This window comes from Streptomyces shenzhenensis (genome assembly GCF_003688995.1).
GTDB classification, from domain to species: Bacteria; Actinomycetota; Actinomycetes; order Streptomycetales; family Streptomycetaceae; genus Streptomyces; species Streptomyces shenzhenensis_A.
Genome location: NZ_PENI01000001.1, coordinates 86,927 through 103,815 on the forward strand (window position 1 = coordinate 86,927; position 16,889 = coordinate 103,815).

Consider the following 16,889-nt stretch of genomic DNA (forward strand, 5'->3'; position numbering starts at 1 on the left):
CTCGTTTTCCGCGCGGCCAACCGCACACCCGTCGTAATCTGGCAATCATGAAACAGTGCACGCATGCCGACGCGCTGCCGCACCCCGAGCCGGAGCCGCAGAACAAGACCTGTCCGGAGTGTCTCGCACAGGGCACACATCCGGTACAGCTGCGGCTCTGCCTGACCTGCGGCCACGTCGGTTGCTGCGACTCCTCGCCGGGGCGGCACGCGACAGGACACCATGAACTGTCCGGTCACCCGGTGATGCGGACCTTCGAACCGGGTGAGGACTGGCGGTGGTGCTTCGTCGATCACGTCCTCGTGTGACACTGCATGGCGGCGACCAGTCCCGACGGTTCGACCGTCTGACGCCTGGGTACGTCATCCCGGCGCGCGCTCTTCCCAATTGGGCTCGCAGGACCTCTAGACACGGAGCGTATCCACAGTTTTACTGTGAGTGACGCCAGGGGGTTGGGGTCCCGGGGACAGAAAAGTTCGGAGCGCGATAGCGTCACCGCTGAACCAGGAATCGCGTTACCCCGGGGGGCGACCCTCGGCCCTGTAGAGCTTGTACCACCTTGGAGGTGAGGGTGTCCCAGATCGCAGGCGAGCCCGCGACCCAGGACTTCGTGGAAGTCCGGCTGCCGGCTGCGGGTGCCTACCTGTCGGTGCTGCGGACGGCCACGGCCGGACTCGCCGCCCGCTTGGACTTCACCCTGGACGAGATCGAGGACCTGCGCATCGCGGTGGACGAGGCGTGCGCGATCCTGCTCCAGCAGGCCGTGCCGGGCTCGGTACTCAGCTGCGTCTTCCGACTCGTCGACGACTCGCTGGAGGTCACGGTGTCGGCGCCGACCACGGACGGGCACGCCCCCTCGCGGGACACCTTCGCCTGGACCGTGCTGTCGGCCTTGGCGGGCAAGGTCTCGTCGGCCGTCGACGAGGACAAGACCGTGTCGATCAGCCTGTACAAACAGCGCGGCGCGGGACCCGGGCCGGCGTGAGGAACGAGGACGGGCCGGTGCGGGACGAAGAGCGCGGCACACGGGAGCTGCCCCCCGAGGGCGAGGGCGCCCCCAGCGGGTCTCGGCGCCCGGCAGACGGCATCCCTGAACAGGCCAGGCCGCATCCGGAGGACGACTCCGCGCAGGCTGGTCGGGATGGTGCCATGCAGAGCGCGCCTTCGGCGGGCCGGAACGGGGTCGTGTCCCCAGTCCGAGCGGAGGCGCGGGCTCGGGGAAGGGCGACGGACGGGACGATGAGCGAGCACGAGCGATACTCCGAGGGCGACGCGCCGGGCGCGCAAGGCGGTCCTGGCACGCAGCACGATCCTCAGGACCGCAGCGGGGCGCGTGCCATGTTCGTCGAACTGCGCAAGCTCAAGGACGGCAGTCCCGAGTACGCGGAGCTGCGCAATCAGCTGGTCCGTATGCATCTGCCGCTCGTGGAGCACCTCGCGCGCCGGTTCCGCAATCGCGGCGAGCCGCTCGACGACCTCACGCAGGTCGCCACCATCGGTCTGATCAAATCCGTGGACCGGTTCGACCCGGAGCGTGGAGTGGAGTTCTCCACGTACGCGACGCCCACGGTCGTCGGTGAGATCAAGCGGCACTTCCGGGACAAGGGCTGGGCCGTGCGCGTCCCTCGGCGGCTGCAGGAGCTGCGGCTCGCGCTGACCACGGCCACGGCCGAGCTGTCGCAGCAGCACGGCCGCTCCCCCACGGTGCACGAGCTGGCCGAGAAGCTGGCGATCTCGGAGGAGGAGGTCCTGGAAGGGCTGGAGTCGGCCAACGCCTACTCCACGCTCTCCCTGGACGTCCCCGACACCGACGACGAGTCCCCGGCGGTGGCCGACACGCTCGGCGCGGAGGACGAGGCGCTGGAGGGCGTCGAGTACCGCGAGTCCCTCAAGCCGCTGCTGGAAGATCTTCCGCCGCGGGAGAAGCGGATCCTTCTGCTGCGCTTCTTCGGCAACATGACCCAGTCGCAGATCGCCCAGGAGGTCGGCATCTCCCAGATGCACGTCTCCCGCCTACTGGCCCGAACCCTGGCCCAACTCCGGGAGAAGCTCCTGGTGGAGGAGTAACCCCCACTAGGACCGAGTGCAGGAGCCAGGGGGCGACGGGGCCCAGGAGGGAATGCCGGGAGCCGGACCGACAGGACAGCCGGGCCCGGCGGCGGGTACCAGGCCCAGGCCGAAAGCCCAGCCCACTGGACCGACGCTGACAGCCGGACCGAGAGCGGAAGCCAGGGCGGGCGGCGGGGTCCGGCAGAAGCCCGCCACCAGCGAAAGCCGGACAGCGGGCGACAGCCGCGCCCGACGACGGGGGGCCGACCCCGGGGCCGAGACCGCGCATCAGATCAACGGCGAAAGCCCGCCACCAGCAGAAGCTGAAGAGCAGGCAACAGCCGCACCCGACGACGGGGGGGCCGACCCCGGGGCCGAGACCGCGCATCAGATCAACGGCGAAAGCCTGCCGCTCGCGGAAGCTGGACAGCGGGCAACAGCCACGCCCAGCGGCCGGGGCCGAAACGCCGGCCGACAGCCGGAACCGGGCCAAGAGCGACAACCGGAACCGGCGGCAAGTCCCGGACCCGAAGGCACGCATCAGATCAACGGCGAAAGCCCGCCACCAGCAGAAGCTGAAGAGCGGGCAACAGCCGCGCCCAGCGGCGGGGGGCCGGACCCGGGGCCGAAACGCCGGCCGACAGCCGGAACCGGGCCAAGAGCGACAACCGGAACGGGCGGCAAGTTCCGGACCCGAAGGCACGCGTCAGATCAACGGCGAAAGCCCGCCACCGGCAACAGCCGCACCCGACGGCACTGCGGAGGGACCGCCCGCAGGGGCGACCGCATCCGTTGCGGGGCAGAGCCCATCCGTCGGCACGAGTCAGCCTCCCCCGGCGAAGCCGGACCCGGGGAGCCGGCCGGGCTCCCGGCGGCGCCTCTTCACGCCGCCCATGCCCCAGTCGCCCCAGCCCACGCACCCCATGTACCTACAGCCGGCGGCACCCAGAACATCCGCCGCCCCCGGAGGGCTCCGTGGGTTACCGGCGTGGTTCCTCCGGGTGGCCCGGGCCGTGGATTCCGAGGGCGCGGGTGGTTTCCGGGTTGATCAGGAGGACCAGGGCCGCCACCGCCACCACCGCAAGGACGATGCCCGCCGGGATGGCCACGCTGTCGGCCTGGAGCAGGCTGTAGGCCACCGGCAGAGCCATGATCTGGGTGATCACGGCGGGCCCCCGGCTCCAGCTGCGCCGCAGCAGCAGCCCGCGCGCGGCAAGCAGCGGCAGCAGCGCCAGGACGACCAGGGTGACGCCCAGCGTGATGGCCTGCTGCCGGTCGTCCGGCGCACCGGTGATGCCGCGGACGAACGTCCACCCGCCCCCGATCACCAGCGCGGCCCCCTCCAGCGCAGCCAGCGCCGCCGCCAGGGTCAGCCGGCGCGGACGCGGCCCGTCGGCCTCCGCGGGGTTCGGGGTGGGGTTCTGCTCGCTGCTCACCCCAGCAGGGTAGCCGTCGCCGTCGTACCCTCCGTGTCCAGGCTCTCGCCCGCGCCTCTTACCGGTTCACTACCTCAGTGTGGGCCCGGTACCACCCAGTAGGTACGCTGCAACCATGCGTGCACTTCTCGTGGTCAATCCGGCGGCAACCACCACAAGCGCACGTACGCGCGACGTACTGATCCACGCCCTGGCGAGCGAGATGAAGCTGGAGGCGGTCACCACCGAGTACCGCGGACACGCGCGTGACCTGGGCCGACAGGCCGCGGACAGCGACGACATAGACCTGGTCGTGGCGCTGGGCGGCGACGGCACCGTCAACGAGGTCGTCAACGGCCTGCTGCACGGCGGCCCCGACCTCGACCGCCTGCCCGGCCTCGCGGTGGTGCCCGGCGGCTCCACCAATGTGTTCGCCCGCGCGCTGGGCCTGCCCAACGATCCGGTCGAGGCCACCGGCGCCCTGCTGGACGCCGTGAGCGACAAGCGCGAGCGCGTCGTCAGCCTCGGCCTCACCGCGGGCACCCCCGGCACCGCCGACGAGTCGGTCCCGGCGCGCTGGTTCACCTTCAACGCGGGGCTGGGCTTCGACGCCGGCGTCGTCGGCCGCGTCGAGCAGCAGCGCGAACTCGGCAAGACGTCGACCCACAGCCTGTACGTCCGTCAGGTGCTCAGGCAGTTCTTGGGCGAGCCGAACCGCAGACGGGGCACGATCACGCTCGCACGCGAGGGCGCCGACCCGATCAGTGACCTCGTCGTGGCGATAGTGTCGAACACCACTCCCTGGACGTATCTCGGCAATCGCCCCATGTATACGTCGCCTAAGGCCTCGTTCGACAAGGGCGTCGACGTCTTCGGTCTCACCCGTCTGTCCACGGCCGCGGTTGCCCGGTATGGCACCCAGTTGCTCACTTCGTCCCCCGAGCGCGGACCCCATGGCAAGCACGTCGTGTCCCTGCACGACATGGACCGCTTCACCTTGCATTCGAAGGTGCCACTGCCTCTCCAGATGGACGGCGACCACCTCGGACTGCGTACGAGCGTGACGTTCACAGGCGTACGCCGTGCACTGCGTGTGATTGTGTGAGCGGAACGGGCCAAAGTCCTTTCACTCGAACGTTTAGGCCAGGCTCCACCCCATGGAAGTACGGCTGTGACCGAGTCGACACCGAGGAATCAAAAAAAACTTTTCGGAAGGGGTTGTATCCGCCGCTGAGGTTTGCGAGTCTCTACGTGGCGATCGGGACGGCCCGCAACACCGGCCTCCACTGATCACCGGAACCCCTCTTCAAACCACAGGACCACGCCAGGGAACCTGGCGGTAGGCCCTTCACTTGTTGAGGGATTCGTGAAAGCGTTCACATTCACAAGCAACTTGCACGTAATACCAAGGAGAGGTAGCAGCCATGGACTGGCGTCACAACGCCGTTTGCCGCGAGGAAGACCCCGAGCTGTTCTTCCCCATCGGCAACACCGGTCCTGCGCTGCTGCAGATCGAGGAAGCCAAGGCCGTCTGCCGTCGCTGCCCGGTTATCGAGCAGTGTCTGCAGTGGGCGCTTGAGTCCGGTCAGGACTCCGGCGTCTGGGGTGGTCTCAGCGAGGACGAGCGCCGCGCCATGAAGCGCCGCGCCGCTCGCAACCGGGCCCGTCAGGCCTCCGCCTGACACTCCCACCCCTGCTCGACGGCCTGAGCTTGGCGGCGCGCACAGCGAGTGCGCATCTCCCGCCCCCGAGCCGCAGCGCGCAGTACCCCCGATGCGCTTAGAACACGCAGCACCGAGCACTGGCCTCGGACCCCACCCGGGTCCGAGGTCTTCTGCTGTACGGGGCTACTTCTGCGTCTCCACCGGGATGTCCAGGATCACCTGCGTCCCCCGCTCGGGCGCCGGCACCATGTCGAACGTACCGCCCAACTCGCCCTCGACCAGCGTCCGTACGATCTGCAGACCGAGATTGCCCGAGCGGTGCGGGTCGAAGCCCGCGGGCAGGCCCACGCCGTCGTCCTGGACCGTGACCAGGAGGCGGGCCTCCTTGCTGGTGCCGCCGCGGACCGCCGTGACCTCGACGGTGCCGGTCTCGCCCTCGCGGAAGCCGTGTTCGAGGGCGTTCTGCAGGACCTCGGTGAGCACCATCGACAGCGGGGTCGCCACCTCGGCGTCGAGTATGCCGAAGCGTCCGCTGCGCCGGCCGGTCACCTTTCCCGGCGAGATCTCCGCGACCATCGCGAGCACCCGGTCGGCGATCTCGTCGAACTCCACGCGCTCGTCCAGGTTCTGGGAGAGCGTCTCGTGCACGATCGCGATCGAGCCGACCCGCCGCACCGCCTCCTCCAGCGCCTCCCGGCCGCGCTCCGACTCGATGCGCCGGGCCTGCAGGCGCAGCAGGGCGGCGACCGTCTGGAGGTTGTTCTTCACCCGGTGGTGGATCTCCCGGATCGTCGCATCCTTGGTCATCAACTCGCGTTCACGACGCCGCAGTTCCGTGACGTCCCGGAGCAGGACCAGCGAACCGATGCGGGTGCCCTTGGGCTTGAGCGGGATCGCCCGGAACTGGATCACCCCGTCGGCCGACTCGATCTCGAACTCGCGGGGCGCCCAGCCGCTGGCGACCTTGGCCAGCGCCTCGTCCACCGGCCCGCGGGTCGGGGCGAGTTCGGCGGTGGTCCGGCCGAGGTGGTGGCCGAGCAGGTCGGCGGCGAGGCCGAGCCGGTGGTAGGCGGAGAGGGCGTTCGGGGAGGCGTACTGGACGATGCCGTCCGCGTCGAGCCGGATCAGACCGTCGCCGACGCGCGGTGAGGCGTCCATGTCGACCTGCTGGTCCGGGAACGGGAAGGAGCCGGCCGCGATCATCTGCGCGAGGTCGGAGGCGCTCTGCAGATACGTCAGTTCAAGGCGGCTCGGGGTGCGCACGGTCAGCAGGTTGGTGTTGCGGGCGATGACACCGAGGACGCGGGCCGCCCGGCGCACGGGGATCGACTCGATCCGGACCGGGACCTCCTCGCGCCACTCGGGGTCGCCCTCGCGCACGATCCGGCCCTCGTCCAACGCCACGTCCAGCATGGGGCGCCGGCCGCGCGGGACGAGATGGCCGACCATGTCATCCTGGTAGGAGGTCGGACCGGTGTTGGGGCGCATCTGGGCGACCGAGACGTACCGGGTGCCGTCACGGGTGGGGACCCACAGGACCAGGTCGGCGAAGGAGAGGTCGGAGAGCAGTTGCCACTCCGAGACCAGCAGATGGAGCCACTCGAGGTCGGAGTCGTCGAGGGCGGTGTGCTGGCGTACGAGTTCGTTCATGGAGGGCACATGTGCGAGCGTACCCGGCGGTTTGTCCGGTCCCGAAAACGCCCGTTGCCGGGTTCGGGGAACACCCGCGGGCCGCGGCGCCCAGAGGGACCCTCAACCCTCCCGGCACCGCAGCCCGGAGCAGCAACGGCCTCGGGGTGTGCGGTCCCGGTCGGCCGAAGGATGAGGAGCCGGGGCAGTCAGGGCAGAGAGCTCCGGTTCCTCGGTCCGCCTTCCTGTGCGGGGAAGACGGATGACTGCGGCTGCTGCGTACGGTCCTGCCGTACGCAGTACCTCTACGCATTGTGGACTAGACCACGCGGGTGTGTCCATGCATGGGAGGCGGTTCATCGTCGGCGCTTCGCAGCCTAGCCCGGCCCGGTCATGAACGGGGCCGGACGGCCATGGCAGTTTCCGCGACCGCTTCCGGTTGCCGCCGGCGCAGGTCCTCCGCCACTTCGGGGGCGGTGCCGAGGGCGGGTGGGCGCGGGCCGCCTGGTCGGCGCCGGGCAGCGCGGGCGAGGCCGCCGATGTCGCGGACGTGATGGCCTTCCTGGTCTCCGACGCCGGGCGCCGGATCACGGACAGTCGGGTCGGCACGACGGGCGGCTCGCTCCCTTGAGGCGGCACCGGGTTCAGCGGCCCGGCGGGGCCCCTTTCGCGCCCGCTTTCACCCCCGCGAGGGGCTCGGCGCCCGGGCGGGGTCGGTGCTAGATTGGTCTAAACCACATAGACCTTCCAGCCCTCTTCAGAACGGCAGGCCCAGCGTGGAAGTTGTCATCGTCCCGGACGCCGCCGCGGGCGGCGAGCTGATCGCCGAGGCCATGGCCGGGCTGCTCCGGCGCACGCCCGACGCCGTGCTCGGCGTGGCCACCGGCTCGACCCCGCTGCCCATCTACCAGGCGCTGACGGCCAAGGTGCGCTCCGGCGCCGTGGACATCTCGCGGGCGCGCATTGCGCAGCTCGACGAGTATGTGGGGCTGCCCGCTGACCACCCGGAGTCCTACCGTTCGGTGCTGCGCCGGGAGGTGCTCGAGCCGCTCGGGATCGCGCCGGACGCGTTCATGGGGCCGGACGGCACGGCCGAGGACGTGCCGGGCGCCTGCGCGGCGTACGAGCGGGCGCTCGCCGAGGCGGGCGGCGTGGATCTGCAGTTGCTCGGGATCGGGACCGACGGGCACATCGGATTCAACGAGCCGTGCTCCTCGCTCGCCTCGCGGACGCGGATCAAGACGCTGACCGAGCAGACCCGGATCGACAACGCGCGCTTCTTCGACGGCGACATCGCGCAGGTGCCGCACCACGTCATCACCCAGGGCATCGGCACCATCCTGGAGGCCAGGCACCTGGTGCTGCTCGCGACCGGCGAGGGCAAGGCGGACGCGGTCGCGGCGACCGTGGAGGGGCCGGTGGCCGCCGTCTGCCCCGCCTCGGCGCTGCAACTGCACCCGCACGCCACGGTCGTCGTGGACGAGGCCGCGGCAGCCAAGCTGAAGCTCGCCGACTACTTCCGGCATACGTACGCCGACAAGCCGGACTGGCAGGGCATCTGACCGCACCCGGCCGGCCCCGGAGCGCTCCGGGCCGCCCCGGACACCGCAGGGCGCCGGGCTCCGCAGTGGAGCCCGGCGCCCTCGCGCGTCACGGTCGGCGCACCCCGGCGACGATCTCCGCCGCCGCCCGCCCGCACACCCGGGCCGCGCCATGGGTGGCGATGTGCAGGGCGCCGCGCGGCGGGGCCTCGGGGATGCCCATCTCGACCACGATCGTGTCGGGGCGGGCGGCCAGCAGGGCGTCGAGGGCCGCCGTCATCCAGGGGTGGCGGTGCTCGTCGCGGACGACGGCCACGATGCGGCGGCCGCCGGCCGCGGTCAGCGCCACCGGTCCCGCGTCCGCGCCGGTGAAGCTGCCCGTCACGGTGCCGGGCAGCAGCCGTGGCAGTTCCGCCGCGACGCCCCAGGGGGTCTCGTCGCCGACGGCGATGTTCGCGACCGGGGTGAAGGCGGCGACGTAGGGGGCCGAGGCCGGTGGCTCGTACGGGCCGGAGCGGGTCACCGTGAGCGCGCGCCGGGCGGCGACGAGTCCGATGTCGTCCGGGGACGCCCCGGCCGCGGAGCCGTTCGCGTCCGGGGCGGCAGCGCCGTCCCCGCCGGGTGCCGCCTGCGCGGTCCAGCGGGCCAGTCGGCGCACCCGCTCGGCCGCGTCCGCCAGCCGTTCCTCGGGCAGTTCGCCCGAGCGGACGGCGGACACCAGGGCGTCGCGCAGCCGGCGCACCGTCCCGTCGTCGTCGAGGCCCCCGCCCACACAGATCGCGTCGGCACCGGCCGCGACGGCGAGGACGCTGCCGCGTTCGATGCCGTAGGCGGCGGCGACGGCCCGCATCTCCATGCCGTCGGTGACGATCAGGCCGTCGTAGCCGAGTTCGCCGCGGAGCAGCTCCGTCAGGATCCGGCGGGAGAGGGTCGCGGGGCGGTCCGGGTCCAGGGCCGGGACCAGGATGTGGGCGCTCATCACGGCCCGGGTGCCGGCCGCGACGGCCGCCCGGAAGGGGACCAGGTCACGGGAGTCCAGCACCTCGGCCGGCACGTCGATACGGGGCATCGCGAGGTGGGAGTCGACGGCCGTGTCGCCGTGTCCGGGGAAGTGCTTGGTGCAGGCCGCCACGCCGGCCGACTGGAGGCCGGTGACATAGGCCGCCGTGTGCCGGGCCGCCAGGTCGGGGTCGGCGCCGAACGAGCGGACGCCGATGACCGGGTTGGCGGGGTCGGAGTTCACATCGGCCACCGGGGCCCAGTCGAAGTTCACCCCGCAGGCCGCGAGCCGGCGGCCGAGTTCGCGGGCCACCTCGCGGGTCAGCGCCACGTCGTCGACGGCGCCGAGCGCGTGGTTGCCGGGGAAGCTGGAGCCCGTGCGCACCTCCAGGCGCGTGACGTCACCGCCCTCCTCGTCGACGGCGACCAGGACGTCCTCGCGTTCGGCGCGCAACTGCGCGGTCAGGGCGGCCAGTTGTTCGGGCGAGGCGACATTGCGCCCGAACAGGCCCACCGATGCCAGGCCCTCGCCGAGCCGGCGCAGCAGCCAGTCGGGGGCGGTCGTGCCGGCGAAGCCGGGCTGGAGGACGGTGAGGGCGTCCCGGGTGAGGGTGTCGCTGCCGCCGGCGAGGGTCGTCATCGGGCGCGTCATCCCTTCACGGCGCCCGCGGTCAGACCCGCGGCCATCTTGCGCTGGACGAACAGGAACAGCACGACGATCGGCACCGCCATCATGGTGGCGCCGGCCATCATCGGCGCGTACTCGGTGCCGTGCTTGGTGGTGAAGTTGCCGAGCCACACGGTCGCGGTCTGGTGCTCCTGGCTGAGCAGCATGAGGGCGTACAGGTACTCGTTCCAGGCCTGGATGAAGCCGTAGACGGAGGTGGCGACCATGCCGGGGGCGAGGAGGGGGAAGACGACGCGGATGAACGCGCCGGTGCGGGAGCAGCCGTCGACCATCGCGGCCTCCTCCAGCTCCTTCGGGATGTTGACGATGAAGCCGCGCAGCGTCCACACGGTGAAGGGGAGGATGAAGGTCAGGTAGGTGATGATGATGCCGGTGAGCTTGTCGTACTGCTTCAGGTCGTTCAGCAGCAGGAAGACCGGGATGATCATGGCGACGAGCGGCACCATCTGCACCGCGAGGATGCCCACGATCACGATCTTGCGGCCGCGGAAGGCGAACCGGGAGATGGCGAGCGCGGCCAGCATGCCGACGACGATGCCGATCGCCACGACGGACAGCGACACGACCAGGCTGCGCCCTACCGGGCCCCAGAAGTCGGCGATGTCCAGCGCGCGGCTGAAGTTGGACAGGGTCAGGCCCGTGGGCAGCAGGCTGGGGTCCGGGTCGATGGCGTCCTTGGCCGGCTTGAACGCCGTGTTGAGCATCCAGTAGACGGGGAAGCCGGCGACGACGAAGACCAGGAGGCCGAGAAGGTTCCAGCCGAGCCGGGACCCGCTCCCGCGCCGGCCGCCGGTGGCGATCGCACTCGTGCCGCTCATGCCGCTCATGCTGTTCATTCGACGTCTCCGATCTTCAGCATCTGGCGCATATAGACGGCGACCACACCGAGCAGCAGCACCACGGTGATCAGGGCGATCGCCGAGCCCTGCGCGTAGTCGTTGACCACGAAGGCGCGGTCGTAGGAGTAGGTCGTCAGCAGCTGGAACTCGGCCTCCGGGTGCCCGTTGCGCATCACGAAGACCTGCGGGAAGACGCCCATGTCCCAGATGACCGAGAGGGTCGTGAGCATCACGATGATCGGCTTGAGGATGGGCAGGGTGACATAGCGGAAGACGCCCCAGGCGCCCGCGCCGTCGAGCCGGGCGGCCTCCTCCAGCTCCTTGGGCACCTGGGTGAGGCCCGCGCTGAGCGTGATGACCACGAAGGGCACGGCGCCCCAGATCACCAGGAGCATGATCACGGCCAGGCCCTCGGGCCCGCTCGCGAACCAGTTGTGGCCGATCAGGTCGACGCCGGGCAGCCTGCTCAGCAGCGCGTTGAGGATGCCGTAGTCGGCGTCGAAGAGCCACTTGAAGACGGTGGTGGCGACGATGACGGGCATGCCCCAGCTCGCCACCAGCGCGATGTTGATCAGGGTCTTCACCCAGCCGGAGACCCGCTGCAGCAGCAGGGCGACCAGCATGCCGAGGACCATGGTGAAGATCACCGAGCCGGCCGCGAAGACGATCGTGCGCAGCACGACCTGCCAGAACTCACCGTCGCCGAGCACCTCGGTGAAGTTGTCAAAACCGACCGACTCGGCCGGCTGGAAGCCCCACAGCTGGGACTGCCCGAACTTCTGGAAGGACAGGGTGACCAGGCGGACCAGCGGATAGCCCATGACCAGGGCGAGGATCACCAGGCAGGGGGCGAGCAGCAGCCAGGGGGTGCCCGCACCGCCGGACGTCCGCTTTCCGCGTGGCTGTCGGGTGCCGCCCGGTGGTGGCGCCTGCCGCGGCGGCGGCAGCGTGGCGGGGGTGGTCGTGTCTGCGGCACTCATCGCGCGCTCCTCAGCGGTCCCTCTGGTCGTACGAAGCCGGCATCCCGTACGGAAACCGGAACTCCGCGCGCAGGCCCGGTCCTGGCGGGCCGCGTCCGGGTACGGAGTCCGAGTCCCGGAGGCCGCGCGGCGCCGGACCCCGCGCGGCCGTACGAGAAGCAGGACCCCGCCCCGGACTCCCCCGGGGCCATGGGGCCCTGCGCTCACGTCACTTGGTGTTGATCACCTTGTCGATCTCGGCGTCCGCTTCCTTCGCGGCGGCCTCGACCGTCTTCTTGCCGGTGCCGATGTTCTGCAGCATGGTCTGCAGGACCTGGGCCTTCTCGACCTGGCCCCAGCCCGGGGCCATCGGCACGAACCAGTTGGACTCGGCCGCGGTGGCCGGGACGGCGGTCGCCGGGTCGTCCTTCAGGGTGGCGAGGTCCGTCTTGTTGTTGGGCAGGTTGCCCTTGCCCATCAGGCCCTTCTGGCCCTCGGGACCGGTGAAGGCGTTGATCCACTCGGCAGCGACGGCCTGGGCCTTGGACTTCACCGGGACGGCGAGGTCGGAGCCGCCGAGGAAGACCGGCAGGTTCTTGCCGGACGGGCCGGGCATCACGAAGTTCTCGAGGTTGTCCTTGAGCTTGCCGGTCTTGTCGTTCTTCGGGTCGGCCGCGGTCGCGCCCTCCCAGGCGGCGCCGAAGATCATGGCGGACTTGCCCTGGCCGTAGACGATGTAACGGTCGGACTCGTCCTTGGTCTTGTCACCGTGCATGTACTTGTCGACGACGTTCTTGAAGTCCTTGAGGCCCTTGACGGACTCGGGCGAGGAGAGGTTGGCCTTCCACTGACCGCCGTCCTCCTTGGCGATGGAGCCGCCGGCGTCGTAGACGAAGGACATGGCCGCGTACCAGTCGCGGGTGGGCTGGTACCAGGCGTTGAACTTGTCGCCCTCCTTCTTCTGGATCTTGTCCAGGGCGGAGGTCAGCTCGGCGTAGGTCTTCGGGGGCGTCTTGACGCCGACGGAAGCGGCCACGTCCTTGCGCCAGTTGGCGACCCGGCCGCCCGCGTAGTACGGCACGCCGTAGGTCTTGCCCTCGTACGTCACCGAGGCCTTGAGGCCGTCGAGCCAGGCGGAGGAGTTGTCGAACTGGGCCGGGTCGACGGGCGCGAAGGCACCCTTGACCATGTAGCCGAGCATCTCGGTGTTGCCCATCTCGACCACGTCGGGGGCCTTGTCGGTGGCGAGCACGGCGTCCAGCTTGGTGTTCTTGTCCGGCCAGCCGTAGTACTCGTGCTTGATCTTGATGCCGGGGTGCTTCTTCTGCACCGCGGCATCGGCGGCCTTCACCAGCTCGGGCCAGTTGTTCTGGGCGTCGACGGTGAGCCAGACGGTCAGTTCCTTGGCATCCGCCCCGCTGCCCGAACCGCCGTCGTCCTTGCTGTCGCTGCCGCACGCCGCGATGGAGACGACCATGCCCGCGATACCGATCGCGGCTATCAGCCTGCGCTTCACGCCACCCTCCTCAGGGATGCCACAAACCCCCCTGCCTCCCCGCGGCGCGCGTCAGCGCTGTGTACCGCCCATGGGGCCGGGACCTGGACCAATGGTGTAGACCAGTACGGGGAGCTTGGCCCAGACCAATAGGCCTGTCAAGGGTGTTCAAGCAGGCTCCGGACGTCCGTGATGCGACCGAGATATGCAGAGACCTTTCATTCGGCAAGCGACAGATCGGACGGACCACTTCAGCCGCGGCGGGGCCGTCCGGAGGGACCTATGGACTAGACCAACGGGGGGCGCGACGGTATACAGAGGAGATCACGGACCGTTCGGGTGGCCTCCCGCCACACGAAGCCGTGCCACGATGTGATCCGTGGCCGACGGGATGTCGGTCGCTTTCGGCACCCGGAGCCGGGAAGGCAGAACATGAGCACCGACGTCAGCAGTGCGGAGAACGAGGGTGGGACGACCGTCCGTACCGCGCGTGTGCCCAAGTACTACCGCCTGAAGAAGCACCTGCTCGACATGACGGAGACGCTCCCGCCGGGCACCCCGGTGCCGCCGGAGCGCACGCTCGCCGCGGAGTTCGACACCTCGCGCACCACCGTCCGCCAGGCCCTCCAGGAGCTGGTGGTCGAGGGCCGGCTGGAGCGGATCCAGGGCAAGGGCACGTTCGTCGCCAAGCCGAAGGTGTCCCAGGCGCTGCAACTCACCTCCTACACCGAGGACATGCGCGCCCAGGGGCTGGAGCCGACCTCACAGCTGCTGGACATCGGCTACATCACCGCGGACGACCGGCTGGCCGGACTGCTCGACATCTCGGCCGGCGGCCGGGTGCTGCGCATCGAGCGGCTGCGCATGGCCAACGGCGAGCCGATGGCCATCGAGACCACGCATCTGTCCGCCAAGCGCTTCCCCGCGCTGCGCCGCAGCCTCGTCAAGTACACGTCCCTCTACACCGCGCTCGCCGAGGTGTACGGCGTCCATCTCGCCGAGGCCGAGGAGACCATCGAGACCTCGCTGGCCACCCCGCGCGAGGCGGGCCTGCTCGGCACGGACGTGGGCCTGCCGATGCTGATGCTCTCCCGGCACTCGCTGGACAAGGACGGCAACCCGGTGGAATGGGTGCGGTCGGTCTACCGCGGCGACCGCTACAAGTTCGTCGCGCGGCTCAAGCGCCCGCAGGAATAGCTCGACCGAGGTGCTGCGCGCGGTGTGGCGCATGCACTGTTCCTGCTCTACGTTCCTCCCGTCGCCGCATGGACGGGAGGGCTCCCCGATGCGTACCGCGCACGTCCGCACCATCGCCGTCTGGACTCTTGTCGCGCTCGTCGGCGCGGCCGGCTGGTCCGTGCTCGCGCTCGCCCGGGGCGAGGAGGTCTCCGCCGCCTGGATGGTCGCGGCCGCCCTCGGCTCGTACGCGATCGCCTACCGCTTCTACGCCTCGTTCATCGCCCGCAGGGTCCTCCGGGTCGACCGGACCCGGGCCACCCCGGCGGAGCGACTCGACAACGGCATCGACTTCCACCCCACCGACCGGCGTGTGCTCCTCGGCCACCACTTCGCGGCGATCGCAGGCGCCGGGCCGCTGGTCGGACCGGTGCTGGCGGCGCAGATGGGCTATCTGCCCGGCACCGTCTGGATCATCGCCGGGGTGGTCTTCGCGGGCGCCGTCCAGGACATGGTGGTGCTGTTCTTCTCCACCCGCAGGGACGGCAGGTCCCTCGGCCAGCTGGCCCGCGAGGAGATCGGCCCGTTCGGCGGTGCGGCGGCCCTGCTCGCCGCCTTCGCCATCATGATCATCCTGCTCGGGGTGCTGGCCCTGGTCGTCGTCAACGCTCTCGCCTCCTCCCCCTGGGGCACCTTCTCCCTCGCCATGACGATCCCGATCGCCCTGCTGATGGGCTTCTATCTGCGGGTGCTGCGCCCCGGCCGGGTGACGGAGGTGTCGCTGATCGGGGTGGCGCTGCTGCTGCTCGCGCTCGTGGGCGGGCGCTGGGTCGCCGAGTCGTCCTGGGCGGACACCTTCACCCTGGCACCCTCGACGCTGGTCGTCTGGCTGGTGGGCTACGGCTTCATCGCCTCGATCCTGCCCGTGTGGACGCTGCTCGCGCCCCGCGACTACCTCTCCACCTTCATGAAGATCGGCACGATCGTGCTGCTCGCGCTCGGGGTCGTGATCGCGCTGCCGACGCTGCGGATGGACGCGGTCACCGACTTCGCCACGCGCGGCGACGGGCCGGTCTTCGCGGGCTCGCTCTTCCCGTTCGTGTTCATCACGATCGCCTGCGGCGCCCTGTCCGGCTTCCATGCGCTGATCTCCTCCGGCACGACGCCCAAGATGATCCAGAAGGAGACGCAGATCCGGCTGATCGGCTACGGCTCCATGCTGATGGAGTCGTCCGTGGCGGTCATGGCGCTGGTGGCGGCGAGCATCATCGACCCCGGGCTGTACTTCGCGATGAACGCCCCCTCGGGGGTGATCGGCACGACGGTGCAGAACGCCTCGCAGGTCGTGGGCAGTTGGGGCTACCACATCTCCCCCGCCGAGCTGGCGCAGGCCGCGAAGAACGTCGAGGAGTCCAGCCTGCTGTCCCGTACCGGTGGCGCGCCCACCCTGGCCGTCGGCGTCTCGGAGATCTTCGCCAAGGTCACCGGGGGCGGTCTGCGCGCCTTCTGGTACCACTTCGCAATCATGTTCGAGGCGCTGTTCATCCTGACGGCGCTGGACGCGGGCACCCGGGTGGGCCGCTTCATGCTCCAGGACACCCTCGGCAACCTCTACCGGCCGTTCCGGAACGTCAGCTGGAAGCCGGGGCTGGTGCTCACCAGCGCCCTGGTGTGCGGGCTGTGGGGCTACTTCCTGTGGGTCGGCGTGCACGAGCCGCTCGGCGGCATCAACCAGCTCTTCCCGGTCTTCGGCATCTCCAACCAGCTGCTCGCGGCGGTCGCCCTGGCCGTCTGCACCACGCTGCTGGTGAAGTCCGGCCGGCTCAAGTGGGCCTGGGTCACCGGGATCCCGCTCGCCTGGGACGCGACGGTGACGCTGACCGCGAGCTGGCAGAAGGTGTTCTCCGCCGACCCCAAGGTCGGCTTCTTCAAGCAGCGCCAGGTGTTCCAGGACGCCATCGACGCGGGACAACTGCTGCCGCCCGCCAAGGACATGGACGACATGCGCACCGTGGTCACCAACTCCACGGTGGACGGCGTCCTCTCCGCGGTGCTCGCCCTGCTGGTCGTGATCGTCGTCCTGGACGCGTTGCGAGTGTGCATCCGGCATATCCGCCGCCCGGCGCTGTCCACGCTGAGCGAGGCGCCCCATGTCGTGTCGAAGATCACCGCACCGGACGGGCTGATCCCCACGCGCGCCGAGAAGGAGGCGGCACGGCATGCGGCCGGCACTGCGGCGGGTGGCTAGCGCACTGCGCGGACTGCGCTGGTACGTACGGGAGTTGACGGGCGAGTCGGCCTACGAACGCCATGTCACGCGGCTCCGGGAGCGGCATCCGGAGGCGGTGCCGCCGTCCCGCCGGGAATTCGAGCGGATGCGTACGGACCGTCAGGAGTCGGACCCCCGCCAGGGTTTCCGCTGCTGCTGAGAGCAC

The 16,889-nt window shown here is 70.4% G+C and carries 16 protein-coding genes; 10 read left to right on the top strand and 6 right to left on the bottom strand.

The features are described from left to right. Positions 1–47: 47 nt before the first annotated feature. The 3 genes from CTZ28_RS00360 (at position 48) to CTZ28_RS00370 (ending at position 2,067) form a co-directional block, all read left to right on the top strand. A complete protein-coding gene (locus CTZ28_RS00360) occupies positions 48–308 on the top strand; it encodes a UBP-type zinc finger domain-containing protein (protein ID WP_121887136.1) in 261 nt (86 codons plus the stop codon). A 263-nt stretch (positions 309–571) separates the two neighbouring features. Beyond that, entirely contained in the window at positions 572–985 is a 414-nt protein-coding gene (locus tag CTZ28_RS00365) for an ATP-binding protein (protein ID WP_004925829.1), read from the top strand. 17 nt (positions 986–1,002) lie between these two features. Next, entirely contained in the window at positions 1,003–2,067 is a 1,065-nt protein-coding gene (locus tag CTZ28_RS00370) for an RNA polymerase sigma factor SigF (protein WP_398655149.1), read from the top strand. Between the two features lie 962 nt (positions 2,068–3,029). Here CTZ28_RS00370 and CTZ28_RS00375 read toward each other — a convergent pair. Then, positions 3,030–3,485, bottom strand: a complete 456-nt coding sequence (locus tag CTZ28_RS00375; protein WP_121887138.1) for a hypothetical protein — start codon at positions 3,483–3,485, stop codon at positions 3,030–3,032. Positions 3,486–3,600: 115 nt separating this feature from the next. On the opposite strand from CTZ28_RS00375, the gene CTZ28_RS00380 reads away from it, so the two are divergent. Further along, positions 3,601–4,569 (top strand): diacylglycerol/lipid kinase family protein, encoded by a 969-nt coding sequence (locus CTZ28_RS00380; RefSeq protein WP_121887139.1) that lies wholly within the window; start codon positions 3,601–3,603, stop codon positions 4,567–4,569. Positions 4,570–4,888: 319 nt separating this feature from the next. Further along, complete coding sequence (locus CTZ28_RS00385; protein WP_003992873.1) at positions 4,889–5,146, top strand: WhiB family transcriptional regulator; 258 nt, start codon at positions 4,889–4,891, stop codon at positions 5,144–5,146. 165 nt (positions 5,147–5,311) lie between these two features. On the opposite strand, the gene CTZ28_RS00390 is transcribed toward CTZ28_RS00385, so the two are convergent. Beyond that, positions 5,312–6,787: a sensor histidine kinase gene (locus CTZ28_RS00390; RefSeq protein ID WP_183154194.1), complete on the bottom strand. Its 1,476-nt coding sequence runs from the start codon at positions 6,785–6,787 to the stop codon at positions 5,312–5,314. Between the two features lie 409 nt (positions 6,788–7,196). On the opposite strand from CTZ28_RS00390, the gene CTZ28_RS00395 reads away from it, so the two are divergent. Together CTZ28_RS00395 and nagB are read left to right on the top strand one after the other, a co-directional pair. Beyond that, positions 7,197–7,388 (top strand): hypothetical protein, encoded by a 192-nt coding sequence (locus tag CTZ28_RS00395; RefSeq protein WP_121887141.1) that lies wholly within the window; start codon positions 7,197–7,199, stop codon positions 7,386–7,388. A 145-nt stretch (positions 7,389–7,533) separates the two neighbouring features. Continuing rightward, positions 7,534–8,319, top strand: a complete 786-nt coding sequence (gene nagB / locus CTZ28_RS00400) for a glucosamine-6-phosphate deaminase (protein ID WP_121887142.1) — start codon at positions 7,534–7,536, stop codon at positions 8,317–8,319. Positions 8,320–8,407: 88 nt separating this feature from the next. Here the strand turns inward: nagB and CTZ28_RS00405 are convergent, their stop codons facing one another. The 4 genes from CTZ28_RS00405 to CTZ28_RS00420 form a co-directional block, all read right to left on the bottom strand. Continuing rightward, positions 8,408–9,937, bottom strand: coding sequence for a glycoside hydrolase family 3 protein (locus CTZ28_RS00405; protein WP_121887143.1), 1,530 nt, complete (start codon positions 9,935–9,937; stop codon positions 8,408–8,410). An 8-nt stretch (positions 9,938–9,945) separates the two neighbouring features. Further along, entirely contained in the window at positions 9,946–10,803 is an 858-nt protein-coding gene (locus CTZ28_RS00410) for a carbohydrate ABC transporter permease (RefSeq protein WP_121887599.1), read from the bottom strand. Positions 10,804–10,817: 14 nt separating this feature from the next. Beyond that, complete coding sequence (locus CTZ28_RS00415) at positions 10,818–11,804, bottom strand: carbohydrate ABC transporter permease (protein WP_121887144.1); 987 nt, start codon at positions 11,802–11,804, stop codon at positions 10,818–10,820. A 208-nt stretch (positions 11,805–12,012) separates the two neighbouring features. Then, a complete protein-coding gene (locus CTZ28_RS00420; protein WP_121887145.1) occupies positions 12,013–13,299 on the bottom strand; it encodes an extracellular solute-binding protein in 1,287 nt (428 codons plus the stop codon). A gap of 411 nt (positions 13,300–13,710) precedes the next feature. On the opposite strand from CTZ28_RS00420, the gene CTZ28_RS00425 reads away from it, so the two are divergent. The 3 genes from CTZ28_RS00425 to CTZ28_RS00435 all read left to right on the top strand — a co-directional run bounded on the left by CTZ28_RS00425 (position 13,711) and on the right by CTZ28_RS00435 (position 16,883). Then, on the top strand, positions 13,711–14,475 hold the full coding sequence (locus CTZ28_RS00425; protein ID WP_121887146.1) for a GntR family transcriptional regulator: 765 nt from the start codon (positions 13,711–13,713) through the stop codon (positions 14,473–14,475). An 88-nt stretch (positions 14,476–14,563) separates the two neighbouring features. Then, positions 14,564–16,702 (top strand): carbon starvation CstA family protein, encoded by a 2,139-nt coding sequence (locus CTZ28_RS00430; RefSeq protein WP_121887147.1) that lies wholly within the window; start codon positions 14,564–14,566, stop codon positions 16,700–16,702. Beyond that, the gene (locus CTZ28_RS00435) at positions 16,674–16,883 is read left to right on the top strand and encodes a CstA-like transporter-associated (seleno)protein (RefSeq protein ID WP_183154195.1); all 210 of its coding nucleotides are present in this window, start codon (positions 16,674–16,676) and stop codon (positions 16,881–16,883) included. Before CTZ28_RS00430 ends, CTZ28_RS00435 begins: the two co-directional genes overlap by 29 nt. Positions 16,884–16,889 lie beyond the last annotated feature (6 nt).